Source organism: Achromobacter sp. EG18 (assembly GCF_059759395.1).
Genome location: NZ_CM186213.1, coordinates 3,498,865 through 3,515,147 on the forward strand (window position 1 = coordinate 3,498,865; position 16,283 = coordinate 3,515,147).

The following is a 16,283-nucleotide window of genomic DNA, read 5'->3' on the forward strand; positions in this document are numbered from 1 at the left end:
GGCCGCGTCAGCGCGGCCCGAACACCTCGGCCAGCTTGCCGGCCTGCGGCATGCCGTTGTACTTCTTGAGCGCGCCGCTGTCGTCGCGCACGACGATGCCCGGCGTGCCGCGAAAGCCCAGCGACACCATCAGCGCCTGGTTGTCGTCGAGGATCTTGCCGATGTTGTCGGGCACGCTCTTGGCAGGCGTGATGCCGCCCTTGTCGAACTTGTGTTCGTTCTCGATCAACGCGGCAGACGGATCGGCGGCGCCCAGGATGGCGGCGGCCTTGGCGGGACTGTCCTGCCGGATCACGCCCACCAGCACATGGCGCAATTGCACCTTGCCGGAATCCACCCACGGACGCGCGGCTTCCCAGAACTTGTGGCAATAGGGGCAATTGGCATCGCTGAAGGTGTAGATGATGCGCGGCGCGTCCTTCCGGCCGTCGAGCACCCACGTCGATTTTTCCAGCTGCGCCCAGGCCTGGTCGCCCATCGGCTTGCTGACCAGGGCCTCGATCCTGGCATCGTCAAGCGGCTTGCCCTGGGCATCCAGGCGCGCGCCGACGATGGCGTTGCCATCGGGGGTGACATAGATCGCCACGGGCTGGTCGCCAGCCACGCCGGCGAAGGCGCGCAGGTTGCCGTCGACCTTGAATTCCTGCACCACGCGCAGGCCGCGCGTCTCCAGCGCCTTGAGCACGGCGGGCCGATCCTGGGCCTGGCTGCCGGCGGCGGCAAGCATGGCGGCCAGGGCGAAAAGGATGCGGCTGGGCGCATGCGGACGAATCATGGGGACTCCTGTTGCTGAAATCGGGGGATGGCGCGGCCGCGCGAAGGGCTATCCGGGCCGCCGCGCGCCAGCGACGCTGGCCGCCAATGCGGCCAGCGCCAACGCCAAGGGAATCAATGATACCCACAGCACTGTCATCCAGTCATACAAGGCCGGCCTGCTGCAGCGTCTCCATGAATGCCGACTCGATCGGAGCGAACTCTAGCGGCACGCCAGACTCCCCAGTTCCTGTTCCGCGACAGATTCAACACCGTTATGCCAGGGGCCGGGCGGCAATCCATGACAATTGCAACAAAATCCCGCCAGGCCCGGGCCGGACCGCGATGCCGTCACCGCCCCCGGATATAGCCGTCGCGCGTCTGTGGCAGCTTCATCCCCAGGATCGATGACGCCACCTGGGTGCGCAGGATCTGCGCGGTGCCGCCCGCGATGGTGAACATGCGCGCGTCGCGCACGTGGCGTTCCAGCGGCAGGTCGCGCCCATAGCCGGACGAGCCATGCAGCTGCAAGGCGTCGTTGGTGACGCGTTGCGCGGTCTCGGCCGCCACGATCTTGGCCTGCGCGGCCAGCGAGATGTCCGGAAAGCCGAAAGTCTCCGGCGTGCCGCTGTTGGCCGCGGCGTACAGCATGTGCCGCGCGCAGTTGAGCTGGATGGCCATGTCCGAGATCATCCACTGCAAGCCCTGGAATTCGGCAATGGGGCGGCCGAACTGGTGGCGTTGCTTCACGTATGCCACCGCCTCTTCGAAAGCGCCCTGCGCAATGCCCAGCGCCACGGTGCCGGCGCCGACGCGCTGCGCGTTGTATGCCTGCATCAACCCAGCGAACCCGCGCTTGAGTCCTTCGGGCGGCACGACCAGCATGGACCTGGGCACCTTCAGGTCGGTGAAGCGCAGATAGGTCTCCGGGATGCCCCTGACCCCCATGGCGTACGACCGCTGCGTGACCGCCAGCCCGTCCTGGAGGGCGGGATCGTCCTTGATGTGGATGAACGCGCCGATGCCCTGGTCGACCCCATCCTCGATGACGCGGGCGAATATCAGATGCAGGCGCGAAACGCCGCCGCCGGTGATCCAGTACTTCTCGCCGTTGATGAGATAGTCGTCGCCATGCCGCACGGCCCGCGTCGCCATCTCGCTGGCGGCGCTGCCCGCCTGCGGCTCCGAGATGCAGATGGCCGGCTTGTCGCCCGCCAGCACGCAGGCCGCGGCCCGCTGCTTCTGTTCATGCGTGCCGTACCGCATGATGGCGCCGATCGCGCCCATGTTGGCCTCGACCGTGATCCGGCCCATGGTCGCGCACGCCTTCGCCATTTCCTCGACCACGATGATCGTGTCCTGGTGGCCGAGCCCCTGGCCGCCGTATTCGCGGGGGATGGTCATCCCCATGAACCCCTGGTCGCACAACTGGCGCACGTTGTCCCACGGATACTGCTCGCTCTGGTCGGTGTGCGCCGCGGTCGGCTTGAACGCCTGCTGGGCCAGCTCCCGGGCGCGCTGCCGCAGCGCCGCTTGTTCCTTCGAAAGTACCACCATGATTTCTCCTGATTGCCGCTGAAAAAAAGCGCAGCGCGCGCCGCTCAGCCCACTTTGATGTTGGCGTTGCCCGCGACTTGCGCCCAACGCGCGACCTCGGCCCGGGTCAACCGCGCCAGCTCGGCGGGCGTGCCGCCGCCGGCGTCCGCGCCCAGCTCCCCCCATCGCCGCGCGAACGGCGCGTCGGCAAAGGCGCCGTTGATGGCCCGGTTCAGCGACGCGACCGTATCCGCGGGAGTGCCGGGCGGCGCATAGATGCCGTACCAGCTGGTCGCGTCGTAGTTTTCGGCGCCGCTCTCCGCGGCGGTGGGGACATCGGGCAGGCTGGCCGACCTGTCCTTGGACGTAACCGCGATGGCGCGGACGCTGCCGGCCCGGATGTGCTGGATGGCCGACGGCATGGTCTCGAACATCATGTGCACGTTGCCGGCGATGATGTCGACGATGGCCGGCGCCGAGCCGCGATACGGCACATGCATCATCCGGGTGCCGGTCACGCTCTTGAAGTACTCCGCCATCAGGTGCTGCATGGTGCCGGCGCCCGGGGTGGCGTAGCTGTACTTCTCCGGGTCCGCCTTCAGCAGCCTGACCAGTTCCGCCACATTGCCGGCCGGCAGGTCCTTGTTGACGATGAGCGCATGATTGACCCGTCCCAGGAAACCCACCGCGGACATCTCGCGGATGTCGTAGCCCAGCTTCGGATAGACCGACTGCGCGATCGCATGGTGCACAGCCCCGAAGAGAATGGTGTAGCCGTCCGGCCTGGCCTTGGCGACCGCGTCCGCGCCCAGGGTCCCGCCCGCGCCGCCACGGTTCTCGACGATCACCGATTGGCCCAATCCGGCGCGCAGCGGCTCCGCCAGCTGCCGCGAAAGAATGTCCACGGTGCCGCCCGGCGCATACGGCGCGACCAGCCGTATCGTCTGCGAGGGGTATCCGCTGGCGGCCAGCGCCCTGCCGAACGGGGCGGCCGCGGCAAGCAACAACAACTGTCTCCTGTCCATGTCTGTCTCCTCTGGTGGATCGGCCCTCGGATCGGGGCCTGATTGCTTCTGCTTCGGATACCGGCCCGCGGCCGCGGGCGCTATGCCCGCGCGCCGCCGCCCCAATCGCGCAGGATCTCGTCGACGTGCTCGTTCAGGCGCGGCGGCGCACGCCGGTACGACACCGGCGTGCGCGACAGCTTCAAGGGATTGGCCAGCAGGCTCACCGCGCCATCGCGCGCCCAGTCGCAGGGCATGCGCAGATGGGCGCCGCGTTCCTGCACATGCGGATCCTCGAACACCTCGCGCAGATCGTTGACCGGTCCGCACGGCACGTTCACGGCCTCCAGCGATTGCAGCCAGTATTGGCGCGGGCGGGTGCGCAGCGCCGCCTGCACGGCTTCACACACGGCCTCTCGGTGCCGGACCCGCGCGATGTTGGTGCCGTAGCGCTCGTCCCGCGCCACCGCTTCGATGCCGGCGACCTCGCAGAAGCGCCGGAATTGCCCATCGTTGCCGACCGCCAAGATCATCGGCCCGTCGGCCGTCTCGAACACCTGGTACGGCACGATGTTCGGATGGCCGTTGGCCAGCCGCTTCGGGACCTCTGCACTGGCGAGGTAATTGGTGCCCGCGTTCACCAGCCAGGCGATCTGGCTGTCCAGCAGCGAAATGTCGATCTGCTGCCCTTCTCCGGTCGCGTCGCGATGGCGCAACGCCGCCAGGATGCCGACCGCCGCGTACATGCCCGTCATGACGTCGGCGATGCCGACGCCCACCTTCATCGGCGTGCCATCGGTCTCGCCGGTCAGGCTCATGATGCCGCCCATGCCCTGGATCAGGAAGTCATAGCCTGCGCGCCGGGCGTAGGGGCCGGTCTGGCCGAAGCCGGTGACCGAGCAATACACCAGGCCGGGATAGCGCTGGCGCAGGCTGGGATAGTCCAGTCCATGCCTGGCCAATCCGCCGACCTTGTAGTTTTCCACCAGCACATCGGCCCGGGCCAGCAGGCGGTGTAGCAGCGCGCGCCCGTCCTCGGTGGCGATGTCGATGGCGATCGAGCGCTTGTTGCGATTGGCGCTGAGGTAGTAGGCGCTCTCGTCCGTGTCGCGGCCATCCTTGCCGACAACGTAGGGCGGCCCCCATTTGCGCGTATCATCGCCCTCCCCGGGCTTCTCCACCTTGACCACGTCCGCGCCCAGATCGCCCAGCAGCTGGGTGGCGCTGGGACCGGCCAGAATGCGCGAAAGGTCAAGAATGCGCACGCCGTCGAGCGCGCCGGGGATCATCGACTGCATGCCTGTCTCCACGATTGATGTCGAGGCAGTCTAGAATTCGGCCCCTTCACCTTCAATTGAGATTTTTTTCAAGAACGCCCCGCGCGAATTGACGTTGCCAACGCCACCACGACGCACTACGCTTGCATCGTCCCGATTCGCCGCCACCGCCTCCTCACCTTCGAAGCACAAATGAAAAATACGTTGATGGCCACGCACTTGCGCCTGGTCGGCATGGCGGCGCTCTGGGGCGCGTCGTGGTCCTGGGGCAAGGTCGTTGCGCAGGCGATGGCCCCGCTGGCCGCGGCCAGCCTGCGGTTCCTGTTCGCCAGCGTGGTGCTGGTGCTGTGGATGCATCGCGCGTCCGCGCTGCGCGACCTGAAGAAACTGACGCGCAACCAGTGGCTCGGCCTGGCCGCCGCGGCCATGGCGGGCGTATTCGGCTACTCGACCTTCTTCATGCTGAGCCTGCAGCTGGTGCCGGCCGGCAAGGCCGCCATCGTGGTGACGCTCAATCCCGGCGCCACGCTGCTGCTGGCGGCCATCCTGTTCAGGGAGCACCTGAACCCGGCGATCCTGGCGGGCATGGTCCTGTCGGCCATCGGCGCCTACATCGCGATCAGCGGCAACGGACCGAGCGCCGCCCTGCCCGGCTCGGTCGGCATCGGCGAGCTGTTGCTGCTGGGCTGCGTGGCCTGCTGGGTCGCGTACACGCTGATCGGCCGGCTGGTGCTCAAGGGCGTGGACGCATTGACCACCACCACGGTCACCACCGTGATCGGCGCCTTGCTGCTCCTGCTGGCCAGCATCGGATTCGAAGGCACCGCGGCCTGGGGCGCGCTGCGCGGCGCGCCGGCGGATGCCTGGGTCAGCCTGCTGGCCCTGGCCTTCGGCGCCACGGCCGTCGCCTATGCCTGGTACTTCGAGGGCGTCAAAGCGCTGGGCGCCGGCGCGGCTTCGGGCTACATCACGCTGGTGCCCGTGTTCGGCGTGCTGTTCTCCAGCCTGTGGCTGGACGAACCCACCAGCAAGAGCCTGTTCCTCGGCGCCGCCCTGGCCATTTCCGGCATGGCGCTCATGCATGTCGGCCGGCGCCGGGCGGAACTGCGCGGCCAGCGCCTGGCCCGCGCAGCGCGGGAAGGCGCGCCGGGCGGCAAACCCTGAATTCCGTCCGCCGGTGTCATTGCGCCAGCAGGCGCGCCAGGACCCCTTCACACAACGCCAGCTGCTCCACCGCAATGAACTCGTCCGCGGTGTGGGCCTGGGCGATATCGCCCGGCCCGCACACCACCGTCGGGATGCCCGCGGCCTGATACAGGCCCGCTTCGGTGGTGAACGCCACGTGGCCGCCCTTGCCCGCCCCCGCCTGGAACAGGCGCGCGACGATGCCGTCCTCGTCGCGCCGGGATACCAGCGCCGGCACCGCGGTGCGGCGGAAGACGTCGACCCGCGAGGCCTCGACCTTGTCGCGCATGCGTCGCTGTAGTTCGGCCGCGCGCGCGTGGATCGGCGCCAGCACGGCATCGGGATCGACGCCGGGAAGAAAACGCAGGTCGAAGTCGAATTCGGCGCTTTCCGGGATGACGTTGGCCGCCTGCCCCGCGTGCACGCGGCAGACCGCCATGGTGGAGAACGGCACGTAGAAATCCTCGTCCACCTCCCGCTGCGCCAGCTGCCCGGCCTGCTCCGTGATTTCCGCCACCAGGGCGCAGGCCACTTGCGCCGCGTTCACGCCCAGGCCGCTCAGGGACGAATGCGCCGCGCGGCCAAGCACCCGGCACCGCAGCGCGTGCCGCCCCTTGTGGGCGCGCACCACCGCCATTCCGGTCGGCTCGCCCACCACGCAGGCCTCGGGCCGGATGCCGAGTCCGCGCAGATCCTCCAGCAGACTGCGCACGCCGATGCAGCCGATCTCCTCATCGAAGGTGAAGGCCACATGCACGGGCCGCTTCAAGGCCTTCAGGTCGAGCCGCGCCAGCACCGACAGCACGCAGGCGAGAAATCCCTTCATGTCGCACACGCCGCGGCCGTAGACCCGGTCGCCTTCGCGCGACAGCTCGAACGGCGGGCGCGACCATTCCTGGCCGGCCACCGGCACGACGTCGGTATGCCCGGACAGCAGGATGCCGCCGACATCGCCGCCGAGGCTGGCATACAAGTTGGCGCGCCGCCCATCCGGACTGTAGGTGTAGCGGATGCGGAACCCCAGCCCGCGCAAGGCCTCCTCGACCATCCCCAGCAACGGCAGGTTCGATGCCGTGCCCGACACCGTCTCGCATGCCACCAGCCGCTCCAACCACGACAGGGCCGCGCGCAGGCCATCAGGAAGAGAGGATGCCATCACGCCTCCAGGGAAATGTTGGCGCGTTTCGCCACAGACCGCCATTTTTCAAGTTCGGCGCCGATCTGCCTGGAGAATTCCTCCGGCGCATTGGCGCGCGGCACGGCGCCCAATTCCACGATCCGGGCGGCGACCTCCGGCCGTTTCAATGCCGCCATGACCGCTTCCTGCAAGGCCGCCACCAAAGCGGGGGGCATGCCCGCCGGACCGACCAGGCCGAACCACGCGGGATCGTTGAGCGCCGGGATGCCGGCCTCGGCAAATGTCGGCACGTCGGGCAGTTGCGCGACACGCCCCGGCCAGGCGACCGCCAGCGCGCGCAAGCGTCCGCCCTGCACGTGCGGCAGCGAGGCCGGCAGGTTATCGCACAGCACGTCGACGTGGCCGGCGATCGCGTCCTGCAAGGCCGGCCCCGCGCCGCGGTACGGCACGTGCCGCAGGCGCGCGCCGGTCGTCTGCGCCAGGAGTTCGCCCATCATGTGCCCAAGCGAGCCAACGCCCGGCGATCCGAACATCAGCTCGCCGTCCTTGCGCCTGGCCAGCGCGACGAACTCCACCAGATTGGCGGCAGGCAGTCGCGGATTGATCGACACGATGTTGGGGACGTCGGCCAGATTGGAGATGGGGGAAAAATCGCGCAGGGGCTGGTAGCCGGGCCTGGCCGAGACGGCGGGCTGGATCGCATGCGTACTGACCGTGGCCACTCCCAGCGTCAGCCCGTCCGGCGCCGCGCGCGATACATGCAGGGCGCCCACCGCGCCGCCGGCGCCCGGCCTGTTTTCGACAATGACGCTCTGCCCGAGGCGCTCCGCCAGCGCCCCCGCGATGAGGCGCGGGATCAGGTCCGCCGAGCCCCCCGGCGCGAAAGGCACGACGATACGGATGACGCGGTCCTGGGCCTGGACCCGCGACGCGGCGGCCAGCGACAACGCGCAAGCCTGGATGAAATGACGGCGCTTCATGTGTTTTCCCCTTCCGGTTATGAAAAAGCCCCTCTTGCAGGGGCTTGGTCGTCGAAACAGCGGTCAGATGCGGCCGTCGTAGGCCTTTCTCGGGATGCGGCACGAGATCAATGCAAAGCGATCCGACGCCAGCGACTCGCGGATCGCGGCGGCAAGTTCGGCGCGGCTGCCGACCTCGAATCCCAGGCCGCCCATGGCGCGCGCCACGCCGGCGAAATCGGTGCCCGCGAAATCCACGCCCAGGTTGGGCAGGCCGTTGGCGCGCTGCTTGATCTCGATCAGCGACAGGGATTCGTCGGCAAAGACGAAGACGATCACCGGCGCCCGCGCGTCGCGGGCCGTCGCCAGTTCGCCCAGCGTCATTTCCAGGCACGCGTCGCCGGTGAACACGGCCACCGGCCGTTCGGGCTCGGCCAGCTTGGCGCCGATGCCCAGCGGCAGCGAGCAGCCCATGGTGCACAGCGCCGAGGACTGCATCAGGGTCCGCGGTTCATGGCATTGCCACACTTGCGACAACAGGATGCGATGCGCGCCGCTGTCGACCGAGGCCACGGTGTTCGCGGGCAGCAACGCCCGCGCCACATCGACGATCGCGGCCGGCCCCCATTCCTCGTCGGCGCGGTAGATGGCGGCGATGGCGCGCTTGATATCGGCGACGGCGCCTTCGGTCCACTGCGACTGCCCCGCCAGCCCGGCGCCCAGCGCGGCCAGGCTGTGCCTGATATCGCCGACGAACGAGATCGCCGACTGGTGCATGTAATGGGTGTTGCGGGTCGCGGACACCTCGATCACCCGCGCGTCGTCGGCCCAGACATTGCGCCATCCCACGCGCATCTCGATCGGGTCGTAGCCCGCCAGCAGGACCACGTCGGCCTCGCGGACGAGCGGCAGCACGACCTGGTCTGCCAATGGCGACAGCCCCATGCCGCCGATCACCATGTCGCTGCGCTCGTCCACGATGCCCTTGCCCTTGTAGGTCGTGATCAGCGGAATCCTCAACTCCCGCACCAGCGCCTCGACCTGCGCCTGCGCGTGATGATGCAGGGCCTCGACCCCGGCGATGATCACGGGCCGCCTGGCCGCCGCCAGCCAGGCGCGGGCTTGCTGGAAGCGGTCCGTATCGGCCGGCGCCACCGGCGCCGGCGGCACGCGCCGCGCGCCCCTGGCGGGCATGACTTCCTGCAGGGCCACCGAAATCGGCACATCCACGTGCACCGGCCCCGGCGGGTCGTCCATGGCGATGGCGAGCGCCTTGTCGATGATGGCCTGCGCGGCGCCGGCGGACATGCGCAGCGATGCCTTGGTGATCGGCCGCATCAATGCCGCGTGGTCGAACACCTGATGCGTATAGGTGGCGGCCTCGTCCTCGTCGACGCAGCCGGTGATGAACAACATCGGCACCCGGTCCTGCAGCGCGTTGGCGACCACGTTGACGGCGTTGGCGACGCCCGGCCCCAGCGTCGCGATCAGCACGCCGGGCGCGCCGGACCGATGAAACGCGCCTTCGGCCATGAAGCCGCCGGAGTTCTCGTGCTTGACCAGCGTGAACTTCACGCCGGCTTCGTCCAGGCCGCGCATGACCGACAGCACCTCCCCTCCCGGGATGCCGAACGCGTGCCGGCACCCCGCCTCATAAAGACGCTGGCCGATGATCTGGGAAACGGTAGACATGGATGATCCAGGAAAAAGCGGGACGCGGTTCCGGGGCCGATGCGGTCGGCTCGTCGCGCCCCTTGTTGCAGGAATGCCGACCGGCCGCGCCGATCGGGCAAGGCGTTCAGGTCAGGTTGCCCAAGGCATACGCCATGCGTTCGGCGGCGATGCGCAGGTTCTCGTCCGAGGTCGCGTACGACAGCCGCAGGAAGCCCGGCATGCCGAAGCCGGAGCCGGGCACCACCGCGACGCCGGCTCGGAGCAGATAGGCAGCCAGGGCCACGTCGTCGGCGATGCGTTCGCCGCCAGGCGCTTGGCGGCCAAGACAGGCCCGCACGTCGGGAAACAGGTAGAACGCGCCTTCGGGCCGCGGCGTATGGAGCCCGGCGATCCCGGACAGCGCGTCATGCAGGAAGTCGCGGCGGCGCTGGAAGGCCTGGCAACGCCGCCGCACTTCGTCCTGCGGCCCTTCCAGCGCGGCCACCGCCGCGGCCTGGGAGATGGACGAGGTGTGTGAATTGATCTGCATCTGCAGCTTGGTCATCGCCTCGATCAGGTGCCGCGGCCCGCAGGCGTAGCCCAGGCGCCATCCCGTCATGGCATAGGCTTTCGACACGCCGTTGACGGTCAGGATGCGATCCGCGAGGTCCGGCGCCACCTGCGCCAGGGTGTGGAAGGCGCGTCCGTCGTACAGGATGTGCTCGTAGATATCGTCGACCAGAATGAAGAAATCCCGGTGCGGGCTTTGGCGGATGACCTGCGCGAATTCAGCCAGTTGGGCCCGGTCGTAGGCGGTGCCGCTGGGATTGCTGGGCGAATTCAGGACCAGCCATTTGGTCCGGGGGCCGATCGCCGCCGCCAGATCGGCCGCCGACAGCGCATAACCGCGCTGCGGCGACGTCATGATCGGGCGCAAAACGCCGCCATTCATGGCGACGATATCGCTGTAGGAGGCCCAGTAAGGCGCCGGCATGATGACCTCATCGCCCGGACTCAGGGTCGCCAGGAACGCCTGGTAGATGACCTGCTTGCCGCCACAGCCCACGCTGATCTCGGCGATGGAGCAGTCGATGCCGTTGTCGCGCCTGAACTTGGCGACGATGGCCTCACGCAGCCGCGTGCTGCCGTTGATGGGGGTGTAGCGGGTTTCACCATCGCGGATGGCGCGGATCGCCGCCTCGCCGATGTGCTGCGGCGTGGGGAAATCCGGCTCGCCGAGCGTCATGTCGATGACACTGTGGCCCTGCTGGATGGCCTGGCGGGTTCGTTCCGCCATGACCTGGATGGGGGAAAGGCGCAGAGCGGAGATGATGGGAGCGAACATGGGCGGAATCCCTGACGAGGTGGAATCAGTCTAGAATTCACATGATTCAATCTCAATTGAATTTGGATTCAATATGATTTCGCCCCTCGGGCCCGAGGTCCCCACCCTGCGCCAGCTGGAACTGCTGTTGTCCCTGGCCAGCGCCGACGGCATCGCCAGTGCCGGCGCCAAGATCGGCATGACGCCCTCGGCCACCAGCCACGCCCTGCGCGCGCTGGAGTCGACTCTGGGCGTGCTGCTGATCGACCGCAATGCGCCGCAGCTCGAACTGACCCATGCGGGCGAGCAGATCCTGCCGCATGTGCGCGACGTGTTCGCGGCCCTGCAACTGATCCAGGCCACGGCCAACGCCAGCGTCGGCCTGAAAAGCGGAATGCTGAAGATCGGCTCGTTCGGCCTGAGCTCGTCGCTGCGGCTGTTGCCGCCGCTGTTGCAGCAGTTTCGCAAGCTGTATCCGGGCATCGACCTGAGGGTCTTCGAAAAGGCCGACGCGGACATCGTGCAGGACCTGATAGAGCGGCGCCTTGAAATCGGCGTCGTCACGCTGCCCAAGCCGCAGTTCGACACCGTGACGATCGCCAACGACGAGCTGGTGGCCGTGGTGCCGGCGCGGCACGAACTGGCCAGCCTGGACACGATCGAAGTCGGGCGGCTGGCACAGTTCCCCTTCATCCTCACGCATGCGGGTTCACAGGGGCTGGTGGCCAGGATGTTCAGCCGGGCCGACGTTTCGCTCAAAGTGACCCACGAGCTGTCGCAGATGCTCTCCATCCTCGACTTCGTCGCGCGCGGCGAAGGCATTTCGGTGGTGGCGTCGCTGGCCCTGCCGGCCAGGTACGACGGCGTGGTCTACAAGGCGATCGCGCCCCTCACTTCCCGCAGGGTCGGGTTGGCCTGTCTCAACGAAAGCCGGCTGTCGCCCGCGGCCGCGGCGTTCTGGAAACTGGCCAAATCGCGCAGCCGGAAAAAACACGCGCCAACCGCGTGAGCCGCCGTCACATCACCGGAAACGTCATGCCGGGCGCGGCCTCGCGCACCATGGTCCAGAATGCGTGGGCGGCCGGGGAAAGCCGCCGTTCGTTCAGACAGGCCAGTCCGATGCGCCTTTTGACCGCGGGGCCGATCTTCCGATAAACCAGGCCGTCGTAGCGCTCGGGCAACACCAGCGACGCCAGCACGGAAATGCCCTGGCCTCTCCTGACGAACTCCAGGATCGACATGATCTGCGAGAGATCGTGGGCGATGCGCGGCGTGATGCCGGCGCGCTCGAACATGCGCGTGATCACCGGCTGCGAGCCGGCGCGCGTCATGATGAGCGGATACGCGGCCAGGTCCTTGACGCCGATCACGCTCAGCCTGGCCAGCGGATGCCCCTGCGGCAGCACGACCATGAGTTCGTCGGACACCAGGGGCAGCGTATCGAAGTCGGGTTTGGGCAGCGCCACCACGCCGATCTCGATGCGGCGCTCGATCAGGGCGCGCTCCATTTCCGGATCGGGCTTTTCGGTGACGAAGACGTCGACGCCCGGATAGCGCGCCTTGAACATCTCCAGCAACTGCGGAAGGATATTCAACGACGAACTCGCGCCCAGCGATCCCAGCGTCAGCATCCCGGCGCGCAGCCCCGCGCTGGCGCTGACCGTGGCCCGCACCACCTGCAGGGACGCGAACACGTCGCGCACGTGCGGCAGGATCTGTTGCGCCGCGTAGGTCAGCTGGACGCCGGTGACATTGCGGTCGATCAACGGCGCGCCCAGCGTCAGTTCCAGCGTCTTGAGCGCATGGCTTGTCGCCGACGGCGTCATCCCCAGGCGCGCGCCGGCGCTGGCGATGTTGTCCGAGGACGCCAGCGCGATGAACAGTTCCAATTGCTTCAACGACAGGGATTTGGCGGCCTTGTCTGTCATTGTCGACGGTCCCCTTGCATCGAGAACGGCCGCCGGAAGACGAGCCGCTTGAAATGTCGAGTGAGTATATACATCGGCCCCCTGCCCGGCGCGGGCCTTCAATGCGCGATCCGGAAATGGCATCATGGCAGACCGCGCCGGCATTTCGCCATTCGCCGCGGCCCAGAACCGGAGCCGGCATAACGCAGTTGCACGAACGATTCCTGGAAGCGCCTGTCCGGCGCCGCGGCACGGTGAAACGCGCGGACGTCGCAGGCCTGTCCGGCGACATGACGCCGCCGCGCCGGGAATCATCGCGGCCGCAAGGCCAAGGGGCTGCCTGATGGCGACGGCGCAATCCGCGACGCTGCAACCCTGCGTGCATGATGGCATTCCCGCCCGGGAAACCTGGCTGGATTGCGTGTCGGCCGACGGCGGCCGGCTGCGCCTGGTGATGGCGGCTACGTCCTGCATCTCGCGCCGCGCGACGCGGCCTGGTTCATGCCGGGCTACTGACCGTCGCTGCGATTTTCGGCCGACCACGCCCCCGCGGGATGGACCTGCGAATCCTGCCCCATCCATCTCGAAGCGCGATCGCGCTTTGAGATGCCCGCCTCAGGCCCCGGCTTGTCGCGGACGGCGGGCGCGGACGCGGACCGCCGGGTCGCTCGCACCGGCGTCGTCCGTCGCGCTGCGCAACGTGGCGGCCCGGCCCACCGGTCCCACCGCGGCCGGCGCGGCGCCGGCCGCGGTCATCGGTGGTGGTGGCAGAAGCAACGACAAGCCCGCCGCGATACGATGCGCCTGCAACGGCAGCAGGCCCTGGATGGTGCCAAGGTCATTGGCCGCGTCGGCACGCGCGCGCAACGCCGCCTGTTCCTCGCGCAAAGCCTGGTTGTTCGCGATGCCCCGCGCCAGCAGGCGGGCCTGCGCGTCGTGGAACGCCTGGATCGCATTGCGCAGGCAATGGGCAGTGTATTGATCGCCCAGCCGGTCAAGGGGCACGCCGACGGCCGGCCTGCCGGCGCCCGCGCCGCGTTGCGGCGATGCCGCCGTTGCCGCGGCCTGCGAACGCCCCGCCTGCGCGAGCGCCAACGCCGCGGCCTGCGTGCGCGCGAAGCCCGCCCGCTCGGTCCGAGCCTGTGCCCGCAGGCGTTCGGCACGGTAGGGATCGCGGACATCGTCGATCCGGACCGAGCCCATGGGATCAATGGCTTTGGCGCTCATGCCGACGCCCTTCGGATGGCGGGCTCGCGCCGGCGCTGCGCGCGGATCCAGAGCATCTGCGCCACCACGCCCACCGCGAACAGCGCCAGCCACGTCGCCAACGCGCCACGCACCAAGGGCGATTGCGGCCCATCGGCAAGCGGATGCGAGAGCGGCAGCCGCGTCAACGTTTCGGCAATGCCGGGAATCCACATCAGGAAAAAACTGAACGAGAACCCAAGCTGGGACAGATAGGGCCGCGCCCGCACGCGCGGCGGCAGGCGCGACGCCAGCAAGGCGCCCGCGATCGACAGCAGCGCCAGGATGCCCAGCGCATGGCCGGCGTTGAATCCGCCGGTGCTGGACAATCCGAAGGCGGTGAACACGGCCACCAGCAATCCACCCAGGTAGACCTTGCCGGCGACTGTCGCGCTGTCGATTCCGCGATAACGCGCGAAGCTGTACAGGCCCGCGATGGCGGGCACGAGACTGATGAGGGTATGGGCAGCCCCCAGCGGGGAAATGGGATGAGGCATGGATGCAGTCTCCAGGAAAAACAACCAACTAGTTGGTAGATTTAATGGTTCAAAAAAATGCGCGCCGGCCGGCGCGCATCGCGGGAATCGTCAGGCAGGCGCGGTCAGTTGGCGGATGGCCGCGCGCGTAATCGAGGCGAACGCGTCGGGGTCGCCGACGGCCCGCGCGGTCAGCATGGCGCCGTGGACGGTGGACATGAACGCCTGCGCTTCGGCCTGGACGCCATCACGAAGACGGAAATGGCCCGTGGCCACGCCCTTTTCCAGCACCGACGCCAGCCAGCCGCTCAACTCGCCGAAATACGCGCGCACCTCGTCGGCGATTTCCGGGGGAATCATCGGCAATTCGGCAGCCAGCATCGCGCAGATGCACATGGGCAGCGAGCCCTCGCGGATGCACTGGGCCCAATACTCGGTATAGGCGGTAAGCCGCGCCAGCGGATCCTCGACGTGCCGATCGAGTCCGGCCAGGCCTTCACGCGCCTGCGCGCGGTGCCGCGCCACGACCGCCAGCACCAGCTCCGCCTTGGTCGGAAAATGGTGATGGATACTGGCCTTGCCGATATGCACCCGCTCGGATACGTCGGCATAGCTGAATCCGTGGTATCCACCGGCGGCAAGCAGCAGCTTGGTCTGCTCGACGATCTCGATGGCCCGGGGGGAAAGCTCCAGACTCATGGGAATTCACTGTGGTGACTGGCGGGGGGCAAGATGCCCTGGCGCCCGAGCCGCATCGGACGGATCCGGACGGCTGCATACGGCAACCAATCTACTAGTTGGTTGGTTGACTGTCAAGCATGCCGCTTCAACCCGCGACCAGCTCGGCCAGCGGCGCGTCCGCCGCCGGCCGCGACAACGCCTGCAGGTGTTGCCACAACCGCTCGGCCTGCTCCGCCAGGATGGCCTCCCCGCGCAGCAATCGCAGGCGCAGCGGCACCTCGAACGCCGCGCCACCCGCGCGTACCAGCTTGCGGGCGTCCAGGTCGCCGCGCACCAGCGACAGCGGCAGCCATGCCACGCCCAGTCCCGACAACGCCATGAGCCGCAAGCCGTCGGTAAGGCTGGCGTTGTGGCTCTGTTGCAGGTCCAGGTCCAGCCCATCCAGCAAGGGGCGCAATGACCAGCCCAGATGGCATTCGTCCGCATAGCCCAGGAACGAGATGGCCTGGCCGCCGGCCCGCGCCAGGTCGTAAAGCGGCCGGCCCGCCGCATTGGGCGCGCTGACCGGCACCAGGCGTTCGCCGCCCAGTTCCAGCCAGCGCAGTCCGCCGCCCTCGGCGGACAGGCCGACGCGCCGCGCCACCGCCCCGCCGGCGTCGAACAGGGCCACGGCATAGTCGGCCGCGCCTTCGTCGAGCAGGGCAAGGCACTCCGGCAGGTTGTCGGACTCGACACTGAATTTGGCGTCCCGGAAATCGCTGTGCAGGCGGGGAATCCAGTCGGGGAAGAACACCGCCGACATGATGTGGGGCGCGCAAAAGCGGATCCGCTGCTGGCGGTCACGCGCGTCGGTGCGGACCGACTTGCGCAAGCCTTCCAGCGCATAGACCACCTCGGTCGCCACCGCCTGCAAGCGCAGGCCCGCGTCGGTCGGTTCCAACGCCGCCTTGCGACGGTCGAACAGCGGCACGCCGAGCCACTGCTCCAGGCCCTGGATGCGGCGGCTCAAGCCGGACACCGAAACGTGGCAGCGTTCGGACGCCCGGCTGAAGCTCCTGAGCTGGCACAGGACCAGAAAATCCTTGAGCGCGACGAGGTCGATCATGTTTGCGTATTCCTCAAAGAGAATCACCTCGAAAGTGTAC

At 68.3% G+C, this 16,283-nt stretch carries 15 protein-coding genes; 2 read left to right on the forward strand and 13 right to left on the reverse strand.

Annotation, left to right across the window (positions count from 1 at the left end; all coding sequences use genetic code 11):
- Positions 1-7: 7 nt before the first annotated feature.
- The 4 genes from dsbG to AC6CR5_RS16030 form a co-directional block, all read right to left on the reverse strand.
- A complete protein-coding gene (gene dsbG / locus AC6CR5_RS16015) occupies positions 8-775 on the reverse strand; it encodes a thiol:disulfide interchange protein DsbG (RefSeq protein WP_020926449.1) in 768 nt (255 codons plus the stop codon).
- Between the two features lie 329 nt (positions 776-1,104).
- A complete protein-coding gene (gene acdA, locus AC6CR5_RS16020) occupies positions 1,105-2,310 on the reverse strand; it encodes a 3-sulfinopropanoyl-CoA desulfinase (RefSeq protein WP_058665770.1) in 1,206 nt (401 codons plus the stop codon).
- A gap of 44 nt (positions 2,311-2,354) precedes the next feature.
- A complete protein-coding gene (locus tag AC6CR5_RS16025; RefSeq protein ID WP_172999951.1) occupies positions 2,355-3,314 on the reverse strand; it encodes a Bug family tripartite tricarboxylate transporter substrate binding protein in 960 nt (319 codons plus the stop codon).
- A gap of 80 nt (positions 3,315-3,394) precedes the next feature.
- On the reverse strand, positions 3,395-4,591 hold the full coding sequence (locus AC6CR5_RS16030; protein ID WP_047991814.1) for a CaiB/BaiF CoA transferase family protein: 1,197 nt from the start codon (positions 4,589-4,591) through the stop codon (positions 3,395-3,397).
- Between the two features lie 171 nt (positions 4,592-4,762).
- On the opposite strand from AC6CR5_RS16030, the gene AC6CR5_RS16035 reads away from it, so the two are divergent.
- The gene (locus tag AC6CR5_RS16035) at positions 4,763-5,734 is read left to right on the forward strand and encodes a DMT family transporter (protein WP_035182098.1); all 972 of its coding nucleotides are present in this window, start codon (positions 4,763-4,765) and stop codon (positions 5,732-5,734) included.
- 16 nt (positions 5,735-5,750) lie between these two features.
- On the opposite strand, the gene argE is transcribed toward AC6CR5_RS16035, so the two are convergent.
- The 4 genes from argE to AC6CR5_RS16055 form a co-directional block, all read right to left on the reverse strand.
- Complete coding sequence (argE, locus tag AC6CR5_RS16040) at positions 5,751-6,911, reverse strand: acetylornithine deacetylase (RefSeq protein ID WP_498084711.1); 1,161 nt, start codon at positions 6,909-6,911, stop codon at positions 5,751-5,753.
- On the reverse strand, positions 6,911-7,873 hold the full coding sequence (locus AC6CR5_RS16045; protein ID WP_006386005.1) for a Bug family tripartite tricarboxylate transporter substrate binding protein: 963 nt from the start codon (positions 7,871-7,873) through the stop codon (positions 6,911-6,913). Before AC6CR5_RS16045 ends, argE begins: the two co-directional genes overlap by 1 nt.
- 63 nt (positions 7,874-7,936) lie before the next feature.
- Positions 7,937-9,544, reverse strand: a complete 1,608-nt coding sequence (locus tag AC6CR5_RS16050) for a thiamine pyrophosphate-binding protein (RefSeq protein WP_020926441.1) — start codon at positions 9,542-9,544, stop codon at positions 7,937-7,939.
- A 106-nt stretch (positions 9,545-9,650) separates the two neighbouring features.
- A complete protein-coding gene (locus AC6CR5_RS16055) occupies positions 9,651-10,850 on the reverse strand; it encodes a pyridoxal phosphate-dependent aminotransferase (RefSeq protein ID WP_026384069.1) in 1,200 nt (399 codons plus the stop codon).
- Between the two features lie 73 nt (positions 10,851-10,923).
- On the opposite strand from AC6CR5_RS16055, the gene AC6CR5_RS16060 reads away from it, so the two are divergent.
- Positions 10,924-11,838, forward strand: coding sequence for a LysR family transcriptional regulator (locus AC6CR5_RS16060; RefSeq protein WP_026384068.1), 915 nt, complete (start codon positions 10,924-10,926; stop codon positions 11,836-11,838).
- Between the two features lie 7 nt (positions 11,839-11,845).
- Here AC6CR5_RS16060 and AC6CR5_RS16065 read toward each other — a convergent pair whose 3' ends face one another.
- The 5 genes from AC6CR5_RS16065 to AC6CR5_RS16085 all read right to left on the reverse strand — a co-directional run bounded on the left by AC6CR5_RS16065 (position 11,846) and on the right by AC6CR5_RS16085 (position 16,243).
- Positions 11,846-12,757, reverse strand: coding sequence for a LysR family transcriptional regulator (locus AC6CR5_RS16065; RefSeq protein WP_026384067.1), 912 nt, complete (start codon positions 12,755-12,757; stop codon positions 11,846-11,848).
- A gap of 594 nt (positions 12,758-13,351) precedes the next feature.
- Positions 13,352-13,963: a hypothetical protein gene (locus tag AC6CR5_RS16070; RefSeq protein ID WP_150101268.1), complete on the reverse strand. Its 612-nt coding sequence runs from the start codon at positions 13,961-13,963 to the stop codon at positions 13,352-13,354.
- Positions 13,960-14,478, reverse strand: a complete 519-nt coding sequence (locus AC6CR5_RS16075) for a hypothetical protein (protein WP_006385998.1) — start codon at positions 14,476-14,478, stop codon at positions 13,960-13,962. The genes AC6CR5_RS16070 and AC6CR5_RS16075 overlap by 4 nt, the downstream gene beginning before the upstream one ends.
- A gap of 90 nt (positions 14,479-14,568) precedes the next feature.
- Complete coding sequence (locus AC6CR5_RS16080) at positions 14,569-15,156, reverse strand: TetR/AcrR family transcriptional regulator (RefSeq protein WP_054513595.1); 588 nt, start codon at positions 15,154-15,156, stop codon at positions 14,569-14,571.
- Between the two features lie 127 nt (positions 15,157-15,283).
- Positions 15,284-16,243 (reverse strand): LysR family transcriptional regulator, encoded by a 960-nt coding sequence (locus AC6CR5_RS16085; protein WP_054499169.1) that lies wholly within the window; start codon positions 16,241-16,243, stop codon positions 15,284-15,286.
- Between the last annotated feature and the right edge of the window lie 40 nt (positions 16,244-16,283).